The organism is Veillonella parvula, from assembly GCF_002005185.1.
In the GTDB taxonomy this organism is placed as follows: Bacteria; Bacillota; Negativicutes; order Veillonellales; family Veillonellaceae; genus Veillonella; species Veillonella parvula_M.
Genome location: NZ_CP019721.1, coordinates 1,084,698 through 1,103,182, shown reverse-complemented (window position 1 = coordinate 1,103,182; position 18,485 = coordinate 1,084,698). Strand labels below are relative to the sequence as shown.

The 18,485-nt window shown below is 40.5% G+C and carries 27 protein-coding genes; 2 read left to right on the top strand and 25 right to left on the bottom strand.

All coding sequences use genetic code 11. The features are described from left to right. Positions 1-14 precede the first annotated feature (14 nt). Entirely contained in the window at positions 15-863 is an 849-nt protein-coding gene (gene dinD / locus B1A77_RS05050; protein ID WP_077708172.1) for a DNA damage-inducible protein D, read from the top strand. Positions 864-1,214: 351 nt separating this feature from the next. Here the strand turns inward: dinD and B1A77_RS05040 are convergent, their stop codons facing one another. The 7 genes from B1A77_RS05040 to B1A77_RS05015 all read right to left on the bottom strand — a co-directional run bounded on the left by B1A77_RS05040 (position 1,215) and on the right by B1A77_RS05015 (position 4,303). Then, positions 1,215-1,532, bottom strand: a complete 318-nt coding sequence (locus B1A77_RS05040) for a hypothetical protein (RefSeq protein ID WP_077708171.1) — start codon at positions 1,530-1,532, stop codon at positions 1,215-1,217. 169 nt (positions 1,533-1,701) lie between these two features. Continuing rightward, positions 1,702-2,226 carry a hypothetical protein gene (locus B1A77_RS05035; protein WP_229055800.1) on the bottom strand — a complete coding sequence of 175 codons (525 nt, stop codon included), beginning with the start codon at positions 2,224-2,226 and terminating at the stop codon, positions 1,702-1,704. Positions 2,227-2,242: 16 nt separating this feature from the next. Next, entirely contained in the window at positions 2,243-2,818 is a 576-nt protein-coding gene (locus B1A77_RS05030) for an N-acetylmuramoyl-L-alanine amidase (RefSeq protein ID WP_077708170.1), read from the bottom strand. Then, entirely contained in the window at positions 2,819-3,211 is a 393-nt protein-coding gene (locus tag B1A77_RS05025; RefSeq protein WP_077708169.1) for a hypothetical protein, read from the bottom strand. Next, positions 3,204-3,755, bottom strand: a complete 552-nt coding sequence (locus tag B1A77_RS05020; RefSeq protein WP_077708168.1) for a hypothetical protein — start codon at positions 3,753-3,755, stop codon at positions 3,204-3,206. The genes B1A77_RS05025 and B1A77_RS05020 overlap by 8 nt, the downstream gene beginning before the upstream one ends. A gap of 16 nt (positions 3,756-3,771) precedes the next feature. Continuing rightward, positions 3,772-3,912: a hypothetical protein gene (locus B1A77_RS10160; RefSeq protein WP_174892239.1), complete on the bottom strand. Its 141-nt coding sequence runs from the start codon at positions 3,910-3,912 to the stop codon at positions 3,772-3,774. A 1-nt stretch (position 3,913) separates the two neighbouring features. Further along, positions 3,914-4,303: a hypothetical protein gene (locus B1A77_RS05015; RefSeq protein ID WP_077708167.1), complete on the bottom strand. Its 390-nt coding sequence runs from the start codon at positions 4,301-4,303 to the stop codon at positions 3,914-3,916. A 26-nt stretch (positions 4,304-4,329) separates the two neighbouring features. On the opposite strand from B1A77_RS05015, the gene B1A77_RS05010 reads away from it, so the two are divergent. After that, positions 4,330-5,181 (top strand): tyrosine-type recombinase/integrase, encoded by an 852-nt coding sequence (locus B1A77_RS05010; protein ID WP_077708166.1) that lies wholly within the window; start codon positions 4,330-4,332, stop codon positions 5,179-5,181. Between the two features lie 291 nt (positions 5,182-5,472). Here B1A77_RS05010 and B1A77_RS05005 read toward each other — a convergent pair whose 3' ends face one another. The 18 genes from B1A77_RS05005 to B1A77_RS04920 form a co-directional block, all read right to left on the bottom strand. Further along, entirely contained in the window at positions 5,473-6,369 is an 897-nt protein-coding gene (locus B1A77_RS05005; RefSeq protein WP_077708165.1) for a gp53-like domain-containing protein, read from the bottom strand. A 9-nt stretch (positions 6,370-6,378) separates the two neighbouring features. Next, the gene (locus B1A77_RS05000; protein ID WP_077708164.1) at positions 6,379-7,038 is read right to left on the bottom strand and encodes a phage tail protein I; all 660 of its coding nucleotides are present in this window, start codon (positions 7,036-7,038) and stop codon (positions 6,379-6,381) included. Continuing rightward, complete coding sequence (locus tag B1A77_RS04995) at positions 7,035-8,156, bottom strand: baseplate assembly protein (protein WP_077708163.1); 1,122 nt, start codon at positions 8,154-8,156, stop codon at positions 7,035-7,037. Before B1A77_RS04995 ends, B1A77_RS05000 begins: the two co-directional genes overlap by 4 nt. Then, positions 8,153-8,464 (bottom strand): GPW/gp25 family protein, encoded by a 312-nt coding sequence (locus tag B1A77_RS04990; protein ID WP_077708162.1) that lies wholly within the window; start codon positions 8,462-8,464, stop codon positions 8,153-8,155. The genes B1A77_RS04995 and B1A77_RS04990 overlap by 4 nt, the downstream gene beginning before the upstream one ends. 2 nt (positions 8,465-8,466) lie before the next feature. Next, entirely contained in the window at positions 8,467-8,943 is a 477-nt protein-coding gene (locus B1A77_RS04985) for a phage tail protein (RefSeq protein WP_077708161.1), read from the bottom strand. A gap of 9 nt (positions 8,944-8,952) precedes the next feature. Then, positions 8,953-9,417, bottom strand: a complete 465-nt coding sequence (locus B1A77_RS04980; RefSeq protein WP_077708160.1) for a baseplate assembly protein — start codon at positions 9,415-9,417, stop codon at positions 8,953-8,955. After that, positions 9,407-10,567: a phage late control D family protein gene (locus B1A77_RS04975; RefSeq protein ID WP_077708159.1), complete on the bottom strand. Its 1,161-nt coding sequence runs from the start codon at positions 10,565-10,567 to the stop codon at positions 9,407-9,409. Before B1A77_RS04975 ends, B1A77_RS04980 begins: the two co-directional genes overlap by 11 nt. A 3-nt stretch (positions 10,568-10,570) precedes the next feature. Next, positions 10,571-10,774 (bottom strand): tail protein X, encoded by a 204-nt coding sequence (locus B1A77_RS04970; protein WP_060924349.1) that lies wholly within the window; start codon positions 10,772-10,774, stop codon positions 10,571-10,573. Continuing rightward, positions 10,767-13,103: a phage tail tape measure protein gene (locus B1A77_RS04965; protein ID WP_077708158.1), complete on the bottom strand. Its 2,337-nt coding sequence runs from the start codon at positions 13,101-13,103 to the stop codon at positions 10,767-10,769. The genes B1A77_RS04970 and B1A77_RS04965 overlap by 8 nt, the downstream gene beginning before the upstream one ends. Before the next feature lie 169 nt (positions 13,104-13,272). Beyond that, positions 13,273-13,569: a hypothetical protein gene (locus B1A77_RS04960; protein ID WP_077708157.1), complete on the bottom strand. Its 297-nt coding sequence runs from the start codon at positions 13,567-13,569 to the stop codon at positions 13,273-13,275. 22 nt (positions 13,570-13,591) lie between these two features. Further along, positions 13,592-14,125, bottom strand: coding sequence for a phage major tail tube protein (locus tag B1A77_RS04955; protein ID WP_038125816.1), 534 nt, complete (start codon positions 14,123-14,125; stop codon positions 13,592-13,594). 16 nt (positions 14,126-14,141) lie between these two features. Continuing rightward, on the bottom strand, positions 14,142-15,581 hold the full coding sequence (locus B1A77_RS04950) for a phage tail sheath family protein (protein ID WP_077708156.1): 1,440 nt from the start codon (positions 15,579-15,581) through the stop codon (positions 14,142-14,144). Continuing rightward, a complete protein-coding gene (locus B1A77_RS04945) occupies positions 15,582-15,809 on the bottom strand; it encodes a hypothetical protein (RefSeq protein WP_077708155.1) in 228 nt (75 codons plus the stop codon). 9 nt (positions 15,810-15,818) lie between these two features. Further along, positions 15,819-16,298 carry a hypothetical protein gene (locus tag B1A77_RS04940; RefSeq protein WP_077708154.1) on the bottom strand — a complete coding sequence of 160 codons (480 nt, stop codon included), beginning with the start codon at positions 16,296-16,298 and terminating at the stop codon, positions 15,819-15,821. Continuing rightward, complete coding sequence (locus tag B1A77_RS04935) at positions 16,298-16,831, bottom strand: hypothetical protein (protein ID WP_077708153.1); 534 nt, start codon at positions 16,829-16,831, stop codon at positions 16,298-16,300. The genes B1A77_RS04940 and B1A77_RS04935 overlap by 1 nt, the downstream gene beginning before the upstream one ends. Beyond that, the gene (locus B1A77_RS04930; RefSeq protein ID WP_077708647.1) at positions 16,819-17,172 is read right to left on the bottom strand and encodes a hypothetical protein; all 354 of its coding nucleotides are present in this window, start codon (positions 17,170-17,172) and stop codon (positions 16,819-16,821) included. Before B1A77_RS04930 ends, B1A77_RS04935 begins: the two co-directional genes overlap by 13 nt. Further along, positions 17,172-17,408 carry a hypothetical protein gene (locus B1A77_RS04925; protein WP_077708152.1) on the bottom strand — a complete coding sequence of 79 codons (237 nt, stop codon included), beginning with the start codon at positions 17,406-17,408 and terminating at the stop codon, positions 17,172-17,174. Before B1A77_RS04925 ends, B1A77_RS04930 begins: the two co-directional genes overlap by 1 nt. Before the next feature lie 14 nt (positions 17,409-17,422). After that, positions 17,423-18,472 (bottom strand): major capsid protein, encoded by a 1,050-nt coding sequence (locus B1A77_RS04920; RefSeq protein ID WP_077708151.1) that lies wholly within the window; start codon positions 18,470-18,472, stop codon positions 17,423-17,425. Between the last annotated feature and the right edge of the window lie 13 nt (positions 18,473-18,485).

Sequence of the window (18,485 nt, the reverse complement as noted above, 5' to 3'; positions counted from 1 at the left end):
AACAGGAGGTTTATATGTTTTTCTTTTTCCCTGAAGAGAGTCCTAGCAATGCAGACAATACTTATCAGTCCCCTTTTGAATCAATTAAACAAATAGATGATGATGGCAATGAGTATTGGTATGCTCGAGATTTACAAGAAATACTCGAATACTCAGAATGGAGAAATTTTAGTAAAATTATTGAAAAGGCTAAAAGTGCTTGTGAAACCAGTGGTCATGCAGTTCAATCCGAATTTGTTGACGTCAACAAATTGGTAGATGTTGGGGCTAACTTACAACGTAGTATACAAGATATAGTACTCTCTAGATATGCTTGTTACTTAATTGCTATGAATGGCAATCCTCGTAAAGAGGTAATTGCATTAGCTCAAACCTATTTTGCTGTGAAAACTCACGAGCAAGAGCAATTAGAATTACAAAAAGAAGATAGCTTACGTTTACAAATCCGACAAGATATTAAAGAGCATAATATATCTTTAGCTGAAGCTGCTAACCAAGCAGGTATAAAAGAACCTAAAGATTATGCTATTTTTCAAAACGAAGGCTATAAGGGTTTATATGGAGGTTTGGGCGTAAAGCAAATTCACGCTAAAAAAGGTCTAAAAAAATCTCAGAAGATTTTAGATCATATGGGTAGTACCGAACTTGCTGCTAATCTATTCCGATCTACACAAACTGATGAAAAATTGCGCCGGGAAGGAATAAAAGGAAAAGAAAACGCTAATAAAATTCATCATGACGTTGGGGCAAAGGTACGTCAAACTATCAAAGAATTAGGCGGTACCATGCCTGAAGATTTAGAAACACCGACTAAAAGCATCCAACAAATAAGAAAAGAAAGCAAAAAAGCGCTTTCAAAATAATACACAAGGAAGAGTGTTACTATTGGTTGTAAATTTGATTTACTGCGATTTACCACATGCCAACGCTGTGTCGGAGGAATGTGATGATATAGATACCTATAATATCTACATAAATAAAAATAAGGGCTTACAGAATTACCTGTAAACCCTTATTTTATTAGCTTGGTGCGGTTGGCGGGACTTGAACCCGCACGAGCGTTAGCTCACCACCCCCTCAAGATGGCGTGGCATTTAAAGTTCACACACAAAACTTATAAATACAGCAAATATCTAGCTCGATTACTAGCGTATCTATTTATATTTCACTATATTTTTATATAATATGATGTCAAAATGATGTCATATATACATTTATATTTCTCGGATAGAATAGTGGAGTCCAAAGAATTTGATAAGCTTCAAAACATTAGATCTACAATATCTCCTTGGGGCAGGAATCAGTAACGATTTATCGCTATTAATGTATACCGCCTTTACATTTTCTTTCCAAACAAATTCAGGGAAATGCTCAGCTAATCCCAAAACTTCCCAAGCCTCTCTGTCAACAGCAAGTATCCCTTGACCTAATTCCCTTTGCATGGAACATATTACGTCCCACGCTTCAGCATAGTTCGACACGGGCACTGGGTCCCTCATAAAATGTGGATTACAATTAAGAATTTTCAGCATTACTCCCACCTCCTATTATTACCCTAATTACACCATATTTTTAGATTGTATGCAATAAATTAAATATAAAAAAAAGACCTTACCAAGTTATATCCTGGTAAGGTCTTTTATATAGTCAATCCATGAGTCCACCTGCTCATGCTCAGGAGATGTATGGATCACCTCTCAGTCATCGACGAATTGCACCTGCCAATCCAAATACACCGCTTACCACGGCCCATGTGTCACGTTGCCGTTTAAGGCGCTGTTCGGTTCGTTTGTTGCGTTTGATTTGTTCTGTCAATTCTTCTAATGAGGTCGAGGCTTCGTTCAATTTCGCTTCTTGCGTTGTCAAGAGATTGGAGGCTTTCGTTAATTCTTGCCCCTGTTTCTCGTTGATTGCTTTGAGCGCGTTCAATTCCTTCGTCCGTTCTTCGTTGATAATCTTCAATTCTGTTAATGCTGTTCCCTGCGTCGCGGTTAAGCTGTTGGCTTGCTGCAATGCTTTCTCGGAGTTGTTGATTGAGCTTTCTGCTTTCATCAAGCGCCCTTTGAGTTCGTTCCAACTGCTCACGGGTACGCTGATAGTCGGCTCTTGTGTCGAGGTACCCTCCGATGAGGCTGCATGCGAAATAGATGGAAATAATGCTAAGCACACCACAAATAACACGCTTAAGAGTAAACGCAGATATAACTTTGTTCTTGATAGTTTCATACATGGTAACTCCTTCCTAAATTGTACTACCCCACTGAGCACCCCACCATCGAGCGGTGCCACGTAACCAGTCACCACCACTCCATCGTTCGTCGCCCTCATGGCACACCAAGAGGTCCCATCGGTCAACGTTGGAGTCTGGGCCGTACGTATTATTTGGATAGCCCGTCGGATCTAAATAATAGAGGTCCAATCCGTCCCGATTATCTGCTGCTTCGGCGTGCGTCATCTGATGTTGTAGGTCAAGTGGCACACCTGCATTAATAGTAAGCACCGCCATAATTTGTGTCATAGTGGCCAACTGTTCTTTTGTTGGTGGTTCACTACCTAGGTTATTTTCACTGACTGCATCCCAACACGCTTCAATGGCAATGCCTACAGCGTTACTATTGCGCATATAGGTGTGTTCCTTATAATCGGTTAAGGCCTCTATATCGGTCCACATTGTACCTGCTCGGTCGATGTTGATATGGTAATCTGTGAAGTGCTTACCACCTTTTACCCCTGTCCAATGATAGTACGCCTTTTCAATTTGGCCATAGGCATCTAGCGCTAGGTCTTTTAACTCGTCCATTGTAATTTGTCTAAACATTTATTTCCCCCTCTCGTCATGGTTAATATCATCCTCTAATTGTTGTATGCCAGGTCTGTTCATAGGCAATGTATTTGGTTCCTCAAGCTTATCTGGAATCCCGTTATGGTTCTTATCGATGAACATGCCACACAATCCAACAATGGTCATAAGCACTGATGGTACGAATATATGGTCAATTATAAGAATACCCTTATCGATAAGCTGATTCTCTTCAGGGGATACATACCCCTTAATCGTCGATAGCACATACTGGGCAACGACTAATATCATCGGTACTAGCATGACGAGGACCAATGCCCTCGTTGCTAATACACCTGTTGGCCGTATGCCAGCTATTCGAATGGACTTATATGACCGCTTAATGCGGTTAATAATCGCTAGCTTATCCATTACCCCTCCATGCCTTTATGATTTCAATCGTATATTGAAATATTTTTCCTATATCAATTAGGTCATCTTCAACCATTTCACGTAGGTTTTCAATAATAGACCAACACTCAGCGAAGAATGGTATCAGCATAAATGCATAAGAGAATATATGGTCTAAGAATAGATTGGTGTTTGGTATTGGGATATCAGGTAATGAAATAAATACAATGGATAGTATCATCCATGCCGGATATTGTATGCATAGTTTCTTTAATAGATCACCTCTAAGGCGCTCACTCATTAAATATCTACGCCGTTCACCGGTAGTTTCATCGATATACCTACCTTTTCCCCATCCATACCAGGTCAATGTTGTTAGTAGTGTAATAGGATTATTAGGCCTGTGATTATCTTTGTTATACCGCAACACTTCTGCAGCAATCCGCTGTATTGTGTCCACAAATAACAATGTAGTGGTTAAAATAATCACTACCCCCATACTGACTATATGTTCATGCGATATACCACTGATGAGCATGATTAAAATATCATTAAGAATATCCATTCACTCCCCCATGCCCTTATGATTCTTCATCTAAAGCCATTAAATCATTGTGCACGCATCCTTCTGTTGGACATGTACCGTCATCGTTGAGTACTTCCCAGCAGTACTCACAGAATTCCATAACAGGAACTTTGCTATCACCGATATATTTAGGCATATTATTGCACCTCCTTAATTCGTGCGACCATTTCGTTATTCAACTTGATATATTGAGTGCTAATTGCATTAGTAGGTTTTCCCATAAGTAGCAATCTACGTTGCGCTTCTTCTAGCGTTTTGAAGCGGGGTTCATATTCAGCTTTTATAGCGTTAATCTTATCTTCCTTTGTAGGAACATACGGATCAGGCTCAATAAATTTTCCGTTTACATACAATTTACCGCTCATAAATTCATCTAGCATACTGTCACCATCTGCAGAATACACATATTGTGCATTTGGATAATCGTGTTCAGCTTGCGCCATAATATCATCACGGCTCAACGTGTTATCACACAGGGATGTAATACGCTCCCCTTTGTCATTTAAAATAAATACATATTGATTCATAGTAGCATCCTTTCGGAGGTGAAATTATGCGCCGTTACGCCGTTATACTAAAACGTAGACAACGCAATACCATTACATTAAGGCAACTATTTAACGAGTGGTTGCCTATTCACTCACAAGCTATTACTAAGAGTGTCGTTAAGTCTTACCATATTGCTTTTAAACACATATCCAACATAGCGGATATGCCTATCACGGATATTCATTTTCAGCACCTTCAAAATGTGATTAATTCCATGCACGTAAAAGGACTTTCTTACTCATCATGTAAGAAAGTCCGCACGTTACTTAATCAATTATTTAATTACGCAATCATCCAAGATTACCCTATCACTAATTACGCCTCACACTTAAATCTAGGGCCCAATATACCAATGATTAAAAGAAGAGTATTCACTCGCCAACAAATCAACAAATTATGGGCGATAGATAATTCTTATTCCCAAATGATTTTAATGTTGCTCTACACCGGGCTCCGTATCGGCGAGCTACTTAACTTACGTAGGCAAGATATCCATAGGCGATCGTCATACCTCATCGTAAGACACGCTAAAACGAAAGCCGGTGAAGGCCGTATCATTCCTATACATCACCGCATCATGCCACTAATAGAGCAAGTATACACCAGCACCGAAGCATATCTATTCACCATCAGTTACACAACATTCCATAAGAATTTCAAGGATATTATGAAACAGTTAAATTGTAAGCATACTATCCACGATACTCGTCATACATTTGCAAGTTTACTTGACTCGGTAGCACCGCCCAACACATTACGTTCTTTACTAGGCCACAAACAAGGCGATATTACCACCAGGGTATACACACATAAGACTATTCGTGAGCTACGAAAAGCCATAGAATTATTAAAATAACTCCCCAGTGGGGATTAACTTGGTTTGATTCCAATAAATACTATAAAGATATTTCGCTGCCGATTAGCAGCACTGTACTAATTGCCTTAGCCACTGATGACTCTGTTAGTGTTGCTACTTCTGGATCAGAATGTTTTATTACTTGGAACAGTGGGTTTTCTCAAGCTAATAGAAACACCATCCGATTCTTAACCAACAGAGTGGACACAGGTAGTTTTGTTTGGATGGTCGTAGGGAAGGCTTAATATCCAAAGGTGTCGGTGATCAGATTATGTTCATTATCCTAGGAAATTAGATTATTCCTAGTGCGAACCAGTAATAAGAAGCAGCATATCTATCACTTGCCGAAAATACGGCCTTAGTTGCGTTGCTCTCTGACACGGAGTTAGCGAAATACCTAGGCGTGTCAGAGCCTGACCAGTACGCATCTATAGCGTTCGCCATGAATAAAGTTGTAAATTTGATAGGAAATCGTACCTCTGTCTTAGTTACGTTATCTTGACCACCCACTCCCCACTGGATAGTGAAACCATTCGCAAATTTTACGAAACCAGCATTGGCATCGAGTTTAGATGCCACGATAGCACCTTGCCCGATAAGATTTTTTATATCCTTCAATGTAGCAACTGGATTTTCTTGCCAGTTAGTTGCACCGAGGATTTTGGCAATCATAGCTGTAATCGCTGGATGAGATGAAATATCTGTGTTATGTTGTTTAACTGCTTCTGTTAACTGCTCACGTGTTACCAACGCACCCATATTAACAGTTAGCGATACATTTCCTGTATTACTAAATACCATTCCGATTGTTAATTCTTGAGATACAACTACCGAGCCACTTTCTGCCGGCATTCTGTCCGGTTCAGGGTCCGTAAGGTATGCATACAATATTTCGCCTTTATCAGGATCTTGTGCAAATAACCCAATTTCAGACATTCGGAAAGCTTCATGTATACCAGTATTAGTTATAACTGTATCAACACTTACAATTTTACCTTCTAGCTTAACTACAAAATTAGTAGTTTCCCACTTAGAGGAGATTACATCAGTTAATGCCAATGGATTCGTTGAATTAACACCACTACCTACTTTGATTTTAGTGAATGTCAGCTTAGTTTTGCCTGCATTCACCTTCGCTTGCAAATTCGCGCCAACATCAGTCATGGTTGCATTTGACCATTCTGCCATATATTCCTCCTATCTAACGCTATTATCTAGCACTACATTAATCTTAGTTTTCTTCGATTCAACAGTATAAGACGTTACATGGGTATTCAAATTAATGCGCCATGCATTCGTGAAATCACACTTGATATTCACTTTCCTAGATACACCGCACCATCCGGCAAAATACTTATTGAAGTTAATTCGTCGAATGAATTCAATACCATCTAGCCAGGACCGTACATTTTTAGCCGCATTAATAGCACGTACAAGCTTAGCTATATCTGTTTCGCCTCTTAATGGGGCTGTGATTAGCGTAACCTTGAAATAATACGGTTTCCCGCCATATTCAAACCATTCTTCGGTTTTTGAATCAGAATATATAGTCTGTACGGCCTTTTCAACAGCATACGGCGTGCCCTTATGGCGGTGAATATCAATTGAGTTCTTCACCATTTCACGTTTAGTCTCTATCGGTAACCCACTATCATAGTCATCCACGTGTAATTGATACGCTAAATGATCAATTACACTCTCTGGTTCAGTATCAATAGACGACCATAATAGCAGAGTATTCGTATTCATAAATTCGGCCAGCATATCATCCCACGTTTTAGCAAGGGACTTAACTGGTTCCCTATCGATTGAGGACGGAAGATGCTCCGCACTAGTATACTTGCTATCAAGTATCATTCTTCCTCACTTCCTGCGAGCGCTACAGCGATTGTATTGGCTACTGCCACGCCGCTTTGTTCTGCAATCGGGGTAAATATAGGTGCCGTTACTTCAACGCGTTTAATTCCGGATACATCCATGAGCATTTGAACCAATCGACTGGGTACTATATCACGGCCCAATTTTGACTTTTGCCATATAACATAGTCATTAACTGCTTTATCTGCCTTAGCTTTTACCACCGTTGCATCGGCGCCTTTTTCAATGTAATACTTAGCGTCGATGTTATATTGCGTAGTAGTAGGTGCTAATACAGTTAGCTTATCAGTCAGAGGCCTACGTTTCTTATCAGATAAATAATCCGTAATAGTCGTGAGCAATTCTTGCCCAGGAAGTCCTCCTCCTGCTAATAAGGGATAAATATTAACCTCACCTGGACGTGGAGAAGATACGCCTACATCTGCCACAAGGTGCGACGCGGACTTTGTAAAATACTCATACGCCCCTTCAGGGCCTGCCACAGAGAACGATTCTGGAGCCTCATGAATACGTTCGCGATACGATTCGTCGTCCTCTGTATCAGAACCACCTTCAGATAGAGTTATATTACGCATCGTATCCACATAAGCTATAGGATCAATAATTGTACTTATCTCGCCCGGCTTAAACCCATTGCCTCGCGCCCCGGCAATTTGTGCTTCTGCTTTTACGGATCCATTAAGTTGACCTGGTAGAATAACCAAATCCTCAACAGTAGCAAAATATTCGCCACTTCCAGTTGATATTCTAGTCCACTTTGGAATAATGACAGAGTTCGTGCGCACTGCTGACAATGTTGCTTGAATTGTTGTAGTCGCTTTCGTTGCCTTTAATCGCTCAACAGCAGCAGGAACAGCTCCAACATGGTCCAAGTTATCGCCTTCTGCATAGGCTAATAGATTTTGTTTAGCTGCATAATTTGCATCGTTCAATAATCGGATAATAATTTCCGAAATTACATTTAAAAATAAAGTAACAGGATCGCCCTCTCCCAAGGTTCGCCCTGTTATTGTTGTGTAAATATCAAATACCTTCTGTTGAACGTGTTCTTTATCTGTGTTAAAAAACTCAACATTAGGTAAATCAGATAATCTCATACAGTCACCATCACTTTCGGAATCAACGCCCCATTTTGTGTGGCGGTAAATGATATATCACTAATTTTGGCACGTGGTTCATACCGTTTAATTTGTTGGAATATGTCGTTAGATAGATGAGCTTGCGCCTGATGGATAGGCATATCAATAATGCGACCATCAATACCAAACTCCCTATCTAGTGGCACGCTACCACGAACAGTAGAAATAATCGTTTGCACATTCTGCAAAATCTCAGCGACTTCACTTTCAGGTGCTAGCGATATCCTATTGTCAGTTACTGGTTTAATTTCATACGTTGCTGACATGGCTAGAACCTCCTCAATATCGTATTAACTTTATTGAACTTCTGACCATATTGATTTAGCATGGACTTTTCTTCTACTGTATTATTATCCGAATATTCCTCAAGAGTTAGAGAAACCTCAATAGATTGAGTCTTACCGTATGCATCCGTGAATAAGCTATCCTCGCTCATAGACATGATGACAAAGTAGTTTTGACTAACAGGTTTACCACCGATAATAAACGGTAATACAGCCCCCATATCGCGATAATTTCGCAATTTCTTAACAGTACTATCTGGAGATTGTCCAAGTGATGCAGAAATAAGAATCTTACATGTAATTTGTTCCACATCAGGTCCGCTAAATTGTTTGACAGGCTTTTCTAACATCAAATTGTGCTTTTCCCATCGAGCACTACCTGAACGCGTTACATCCGATACAGTAAGAACATTATCTAATGCGGTATAAAATACTATATCCGCCAAATAACCGATATACATCTATACCTCCTATTCTGGTCCTGATGTTGTAGAACCACCAGACACTACACCGCCATGCACATGATGAACTAAGGAAATACCATTGACCACTACATCCCCACCGCTTGAATTAATTGATAAAGTACCTCCAACATTAAGAGTCATATCTCCAGGAACAGTAAGCACACGTTTACCATTATCCGCACCGCCTGGAGTCGGATCCGCACTACTAAAGAATGTGCCAATAATGAATCCATCGGAAAACCCACGTCCGGACCGATTAGGCAACATAATGCACAATACCTGGTCATCAATAGCCGGCATCCAATAGTCCTTATCATGTGCTGCACCTCGATTAATGACAGATAATGGCGCCGTTACAACACCTTCTCTGTCTAGGCGTGTAACAACGGCTTTACCTTCTTCAGGAATTGTACTTGAAACATTTCCAATAAATATCATATCCACTAATGTGGATAATATGTCAGTAGCCATTTAAACACCTCCTTACATCAATCGACGTTGAATAATTGGCCCCTAATGTATGCGTTGCTTTAGTAATTAAATAATTACCATCGAACACCCCAAATCCTTCGAGATTAACCGTAACCGATGCCATAATAAGAGGATTGCCAGGAAAACTAAAAGACATTGTATCGGCTTCTTTATTGGCTTCTCTTAGCTTCTTTTTAGCCAATCTCTTTGCCTCAGCCTTATCTTTAACCTGTTCATTAACCTCTAATACAGCAAGGTACGTGTGACCCTTACGGTCAGGATCTTCGAATGTATCCTCGATAACGGATTTCTTATCCTTATCTGTATATTTCACATGGCATGCTCGATATACTTCACGAGTTTTACTTTTGTACGAATAAGATAAGGCTCTAGTAATAATCAAAGGCGGTTGCTCGCCTTCCTTCGTCTGTACAGGTTGATATTGGCCACCTGGTCTACGAATTATAACTTTAGGCTTCACGTTTTCGTATTTGTAATCATCGAATATAATCAACTGTTCAGTGGATACCTTAAGAGAAAACCCCGCATCATTGCATAGTTTCTGCAAGAATGCGAGGTCTGATTCAGCACTTTGTGATGCATCTTTTAACGGTGGGTCAAAATCCGCATCCCATACTAGCTTTAATTTATTATCTTTTGCTTTCTCGGTAGCAATCGCTTTAAGCGTTGTAGTTTTCCACGATTTGTCTTTCTTTTTCTCCCGCAAGTCAGTACTACCGATAATAGCGACACCTTTGATTTTAACTACATCAGGAAGACTACTGCCCTCGAATTCATCAATTTCAAATTTGCCGATTGGCAACGTAAATTGTTCATCCCCTAATTTCTCCCATGCTACGGTATTAATTGCCACTTCTAGTAATGACCCTTTCACAGGGTACCAATCGCCGACCCATAGACGGCCCCTATCTTCTAGTGAGATAGCCACGTCATCTACAGTTCCTGAAAGGTTATCTGTGAAAGTTACATCAAGAAGGTATTTACTAATATCGTCGGTGATGTCCTTTGACTCCTTACTCCCCCAATGTTGGTAACCAATCGTACACCATGCCCGCCGTGCTAACTTCGTTTGTGGCGTTAAATCTTTCTTCCATTTCTGGACCTTAGCTAGGCTCTTTTGTAAGCTCATATACTATCGCCTCCATGGTGGTAAGAATTCAGGCAAGGAATCAGCAGGAACATCTGGGCATGTTAACACAACACCAGCGGAAAATATCGCCGTATTACGATGTTTTTGGTTTGCTTCTAACAATAGATTAATGTATCGTTCGTTGCCATACACCTTATAAGCGATTAAATCCCACATATCCCCTTGTATTGTTGTATAACTAGTCATAACTTAACCTCCGTTGTCCGGCGGTATAGCTACGCATCATTTGTTCAAATTCTCGCATTTTAGCATCCAATGCCGACATAATATCATCAGTTGAACCATTACCAGCATTTATAACTGGTGCAAATGTAATCTGTACAGGTGCCCCACTACTACTAGATGAGGATGCAACAGGCACGCTAGGTGCTAATGATACAGTAGGCGCTACAGCTGACTGCGCACCACTCACACCTAACATTCGTCCGGCCGTTTGCCATAGGTTCATAGCATTAGCACTACCATCAATAGGTACAATTACTTCAGGATATCCAGCTTCACCAATCAATGCGACTTCCGGAGATGTAATCACACCACCATTAGCATACGCATTACCGCCTGCAGCTTGAACACCTACAGTAAAGCCACCACTAAATTGAGCCTTAATGCTATCCCATGCGCCTGAAATTGCATTAGATACAGCACTAGGAATTTGTTTAATCCAGTCTAATACCGCATTATAGGCATCACTTGCCCATTGGCCTGCGGCAGCTACGAAACCGGCTCCCGCATCAGCACATGCACTTGGTAAATTCATGATGAAATTAATAACATCATTAACCAAACTACTAATCCATGATGTGGCCGTAGCATATGCCTCAGAGGCAAACGAAATAACCTCCGCTACAAACTCAGCGCCCAAAGTGATCATGTACATAGGTAAGTTAATTAAGAAGTTGTAGATATCATCGACCATAGCACTAAATGTAGTAACTGCGAAGTTATAACATTCAGTAGCGAATGATACAACGGCAGATATAACAGCAGTACCAACTTGTACCGCTATCTCTGGTAATCGCAAAATAATGCCTATTATGAATCCTACGGCCATACCAATATATGTTGGTAGGTTTAACCATAGATTTACATAAGCAATTATTGCCGCTTTCAATGCATTAAATGCGCTAAGGCCTAATGATAAGAACCCATTAATTACAGCCATAATACCGGATATAATGGCGCTCCATGCGGAACTTAAAGCAGAACATACGCTATCCCATATTGAACTCAATCCAGAACATACACTATCCCAAACAGATGTTAACGTGGCACAGATAGTATCCCAATTAGTTACTAATAGGTATATCACCGCAATAATCGCCATGATAGCGATTACCCATGGACCACCTATTAATGCACCCGCTGCTTTAAATGCACCCGTTGCCGTTTCTACACCTTTAAATGCCGTGGTAATTGTAGTAATACCTGATGCTAGTTTTGTAGCCGTACCATACAGTAAGGCTAATTTCAATCCATTAGTGACTACGGCGGCAATAGCTTCCTTATTATCCTTCATGAAGGTTACAACAGCTTGCAATACCGGTATTAGTGCCGGTAATATTTGCTGAGCAATCGGTATAAAGGCTTGTGCCAACCCTAATGCAACTTGCGTAGCTTCCGCTTTCAAGATGTTCATTTGTAGCCATATTTCATGGAGTGATTTAGGATCTATTCCGACGCCTTTGATTTGTGATGCGGCCGCTTGTGCATCTGCATAGTTCTCAAATACTTTAGTAAGCTCCATGCCTTTTGCACCTAGCGTTTCAAGCATGAATTCTTGTCCCCGGCCTTGTGCTACCGCATTTTGGTAACCTTTAGCCATTGCATCCAACTGTTGATTCATAGGCAATAACTTGCCATTGGCATCGGTTAAGGATACACCAAATTGACTGAGATATCCTTGCAAAGCTTCAGCACTTTTACCGCCACCAGCCAAAGTCTTATCCATTTTAGCGAAAGACTTTGCGGCCGCTTCTACATCAACACCACTTAATGTCATAATCTTCTTAAATTGTGCCGTTTCAGCGGTTGTCATATGTAATTTATTAGACAATTGATAAAGTGCTTCGCCAGCATTTACTACATTATCTATAATGGCACCAATACCAAACCCACCGGCGGCAACCATAGCTAAACTTGCAAGCTTTCCTGTAATACCACTTACCGCAGCACTAGCACCTTGCGCAGCTGATGCAGCACCTGCTAAAGGACTTGCACCACCCATTTTACTGATTGCATTTTGATGCGCCGTCTGACTTGCGATATTAGACCGTAACCGGGCTTGCCGTTGTAACATAGAATTCAGCTTTTGCTCAGCTGCAATTGCTGCGTTCCTATCGCTAACATTACCAGTCTTTTGCGATATAGCTTGTAGTTTTCTATATTGCGCCTGTTGATCTTTGATTACATTAGATAATTTATTGAGTTCCTGAGATGCTTTTGATACGGAGGAAGATAACCCGCCATCGAGTTTACCTTTAATGGCAATCGCCATTTCTAAGACTTTATTGGCCATTATTTTCTCCCTTTCATTGTTTTATTCTCGCGCTCGATACTATCACTAATGAGCCGAACGTGGACTATGAACTCATCCACGTCTAGCTCTCTAATGAAGTAGTCCATCGGTGTGCTAGTGTATTTACTACACGTAATTGCACACTCAGTAAAATACCGTTCTAGGTCTGTTATTTTTCGGAATTGAGCAAAAAATTCTGTACCTCTAAGCACACTCTAGTGAAATCGGCAGCCGGGAGACTATAAATATCATCCACTTTACATCCGCATACAGCAGCTGCTACATGTGCTTGATACGTCATGGATAATGCCGGAACTGTAATAGTTTTATCTTCACCCTTAGCGGACTTTTCGCATTTAATTAATGTGTACCCGCTGATGCCTTCAAATTGTAAGGAATGACCAGCTTTTACTAATTCAATACCTGTTTGTTCATGTGTTTCGTTCATAGTGTTATGTTTACTCATTAGTGATCGTCCTTTCTACAGACTAAATACCGAGTGCAGCACGAACATCGCCAAGGAAGTCGGTGCCATCAGAAATAGAATCTTTATAGGCGTATTTATCGATTTCACGAACTACCTTGCCATCTTGTTCGAGTTTCAAGTATGTAGTTTCGATTGTGTTCGTTGCATCGATAGTATTGCCAGATTCATATGTGCCATTTTCTTTAGATTTAGCACGGCCACGAATAACAGCACGTGTAGGCACGATTACATATTTATCTTTGCCACTATCCCAACATTGGATAGCACCACGTACTTCTAAGCGTACGCCACGACCACCCGTAAGGCGGTGTGTAGTTTCTGTTGGAGTGTTCCAAGTAAGTTTTGTTTCCATAGAGGAGTAGTGTCCAATAACTGGCGCTTCTACTTCACCTGCAATGCCCACACCTTTTACAGTTTGAGTCATTACAGATTCACTAGGTAATTCCACTTTGGCAACACCTAAACAGTTGTCAGAGCCTTCTTCGTATACACGGAAGTCATTAAGTACTTCCGGCACTTGATTGATAGATGCCATGATTAATTACCCCTTTCTATACTGTTTGAAATAGCGTTTTGAAATAGGAAACATCGTATTCAGAAATGCTTTCAATTTCTTGCGCTGGAATTGGAGGTGTACGGTATTTATGGAAGCGAATAATACCATTCAACAAATCTGTTGTAGGGTTTTCTGCTTCTTTGAATTCAATACGACCGCCCAAGATAAAGCCACGAGAAGTAAGACCGTTAAGACGGATTGTTTCACTATCAAGAATTGTCTTTATATTACGAGGCAAGATAGGCATATCCACTTTTTGCCAATAGGTTAAGATGAATGTTTGGTCATCCCAATCATTGAACCGGCGTACACAAATGAATGTATCCTTAACATCAGTTGTGCCAGGATATGCACCTGTATAGTTACCCCAAGATACCCAACCATTGATATTAACGGCCGTCATAATACCTTGAGAGTTCAATAAGTTTGCTTGCGAATGCGTAAGCATTACTTCCTTACCATTAGCTAAGCACAAGCCTGTGATATTCATAGACTTATTGGAAGGGGATAACGTAGGAATATCGCTATTGGATGCATCACATTTGCCAATAATGCCCATGATGTGCGTAGACATATGGAACATATAATCGCCATTGCGAACCATCGGCCAACATACGACTTCAGATTCACCTGTATAGCTATTACCTTTCTTCCATTCGTAAGCATCTGTGTATTTAACAACTTGTGTAGTATCGATATCTACCAAAGTAGTCGCACCAAACAAGTTATTAATAACACGAGATTTTGCTTTCATCACGGAAGCGACTGTAGGATGTTGAGAGAATCCAGGTGCAGCAATAAGACCAGGTACAATACCGAAATGATGATAGATTGTATCAATCAATTCAAAGCCTGTTGCTTTTTCATTACTATCTACACCGCCGATTACGTTTTTATAATCGAAGTTTTCTACATCGAGTTCATCGTATGTGAGGTCCAATGTACTTGCGGAATCGAACTTACCACCTTTGATAACAGAGATGATTAATTGATTTTTGTCATCAAATGCCGCCGTGTAATCTGTGTTGGCCACACCTGTTTGACCGCCACTAGATACTTGCAATGTGTTAAGCAATACTGCAGCTTTTACAATGCATTTCTTTTCTGTCAATGTAGCAGTTGTTGTAGTGGATTTCTTATGTTTAGCAGGATCCAATACGTTAACAAATACGATTGGAGCTACGCCATACAATTTGAATTGTGCGTACATTGCTTCACACAATGTGAAATGTGTCCAATCTTCAGAATAGCCAAGTTGTTGAACAGCTTCTTCCCAGCTATAACAGATGATTGGCTTATTAATTACTGCGCTAGGGTCTTCTGTAAGGTGTACAGGTGCAGTACCGAACACAATTGGAAGGCCGGCAGTAGTTTGGACAGGAGCAATTACAGAGGTAGCTTGCTCACTTGTTTTGACGCCATGATAAAAGGCCATTTACTTCACTCCTTTATAATTCTTCAATGCGTTAACATAGAATACATTTAATTGTGTGCCTTGTGTTCTCACATCAATCATTGCTTGGTTGAGTTCGTCCAGAGGCACGAATAAATGCATAAAAATAGGGTCTTCCGCTTCCGGCAGTGGTGCACCGTCGCTAAATACCATGAATTGATTTAACCGGCTACTGCGGAACGAAGGCCCAACATATACAACAGGGTTCATCGTTGTCTCCTATTCAATTACTTTATTATCCGTAAATATCTTGTTAAGATTTCTACGAATAACTGGAATGTACACTTCAAATTCAAGATATCCAACCCATTGAGGGTATGGTTGATCATCAGGAATTGTTGTATTAACGGTATTCTCCTTAATTTCATATTTAAGCGCTACTGGATTATCAGATAGTAACCGCTCACGCACTACCTCTAAGAGGTGATATAGTCCGACATGACCTTTTGTTAAGGCCTCGTCATAAGTAGTTACCAATACAGTAATACCTACCGTCGAACTATCCGCATCACTAACAGAATACGGATGCACTACTACCGCTGGACATAACTTGCGCTTATCTTCATTCTTATCCACCCTTGGTAAGAACCCGCTCCATACTCGAATAGGGCTCGTGGTAACATCACTTGTTTCATTTAGCTTGCGCAACTCATCCATGAGATAGGCGGCAATGCCGTCTGATACATCTAATGGTGTCATTAGTTACCTCCTAACGCACGCTCTAATTCGTGATATAGGCGCTTTTCATACATTTCCATGCCTTCTTTTTGCATGGCATTCATAACAGTTTCATTACCAAACATTTGCGGTAAGGCTGGTCCATATATCCCTTTTAATGGGTATCGGTCCTTGCCTTGGCGTTTCATGAATATACCAGATGCACTAACAAAGCCATTTGGTACCTTTGTTTCTGTACCTTTTTTAATAGACACAAACACACCTTTTCGTTTAAGCGATTTAATCTTAAAGTACTTTTGAGCGCTAGTATAACCACCTTTGACACGCATTTCTGTGCCATCATTCAATTTATTAATAGATACACCAGACTTTACGACCGATACACCTTTAATGGCGTAGATATTACGTAGTGCTTGCGTACCTGCTTTTCTTGCGGTTGTTGCAGCACGCTTAGATGCGGCTTGGCAGACACGTCGAACTCTATCTTCTTTTAATGTTTCCAGTGCTTTTTCAATTGTTTTCACTGCACTTTTATCAAGTTCTAGCTCAACCATCCGTCAACACCGCCTCTAGCTTCTGCTCTAAGTTCGATAGACACGAGCCCATCTTCTTCCGTTGCACTTTGAACGATGTACACATCATCATCTAATCGGAATACGTTTCCCTGTGATGGAATTTCAGGGATGTCCTTTAATTTGCAATGCACAAATACAGACACCCCGTGTAATCCGTCATTTGATACGTGAGAGCCATTCGACAAGAATGACTCCCTCGCCGTTGGCGATTGGATAATCGCTTTAGCTACTGTGCCATTTAGATTATGCCCTTCGGCGAATTCGTCTTCATTAAGGAATACATCGTCAATATCGCTTTCTAGGTAATCTCTAAATCGCATTATTTTTTCACCGTAACTTCCGCATCAACTTCAGGTAATTCCATTTCTTCTTCTGGTTCATCTGGAACGACTTCCAATGGTTCCGTTACTTCGATAGGATCATCTTCAGCAGATTCAAACTTATCAGATTCAAGCAAGGACAACGCAACCGTTTCCTTTTTGATGTCGACTACTTCGCCTTTGCCATACATCTCGCCTTCATGTGCTAAATAACCCTTTAATACTCTGATTTTCATAAGTAGGTTACCCCCTATTTAGTCTTAATAGTAGCCCAATCGTCGATAGTTTCAGGAATCAATACGCAACGGGAGTATACAGACAATGTTAATTCTTGTGTAGCCTTATTAGCATAGTAGTAAGGTACATAAATGCCTGCATATGTTGTGAATTGATTGTCATCGTTGAGCAATGTTACTGCTGCATGTTGTTGACGGCCACGGCCAGGAACACCTAATACTGCTGCATCATCACCAATAAAGGATTTTACTTTACCTTCATCATCTTGATATGTTTCAAGGTATGCGTACACATCAATATTCAAAGACATGATACGGCCAACATATCGAACTTGTGGAGACAAGTATTCAGGAGCAAAACTGAACATAGACATGTTTTCGCGATTAGGAATTGCTAACATTTTGTTGATGGATGCATTATCAAGAATGTATTTTTCAACGTTTTTACCAACGACTAACACAGTTGGAACGATACCTGCGTTTTCTTGAATTTTTTCGGACGCCATTTTCAAGTCGCCATAAATGTCAGCACCCGCTTGGTCCCAAGTAGTAGTAGGTGTAATGTCTTGTTCAAATTCGAAATCAATTTCATCAACTTGAACTGTTTCACCATCGTCAGCATAGCCTTCGATTTTGCATTTACCAGTAGTAAGCAAATCGGCTGCCATTTTATTTTTACGATTAATAATTGTGCCTTGTAAGTAAGACAAATCTTCAGCTTGCATTTGTGCGGCACGTTGTGCAGGTGTCATTGTAGACACAATGTTTTCAGCAAATGCACGTTGATCAAGTTGTTCTGGGTCAATAACTGTACGAGGGCCCATCATAGGTGCTTCGTATAAAGCAATTTTAGATCCTGCACGTTTAACATTAACGCCAGATGCACCACGAGATACGAAAGGTGCTAATGTGCGACCACGTTTACGAGTTTCTACTGCGATTTTTTTAGAAGTTGCAACTGCTGGAACTTGTGGGAAGAAAGTATCAAGCAAGAAACTTGCCGGAGTTTTCATTCGTTCCACAGCTTGCATCAAGGAAAATGTATCTTTGAAATCAATTGCCATTATATAGTTCCCC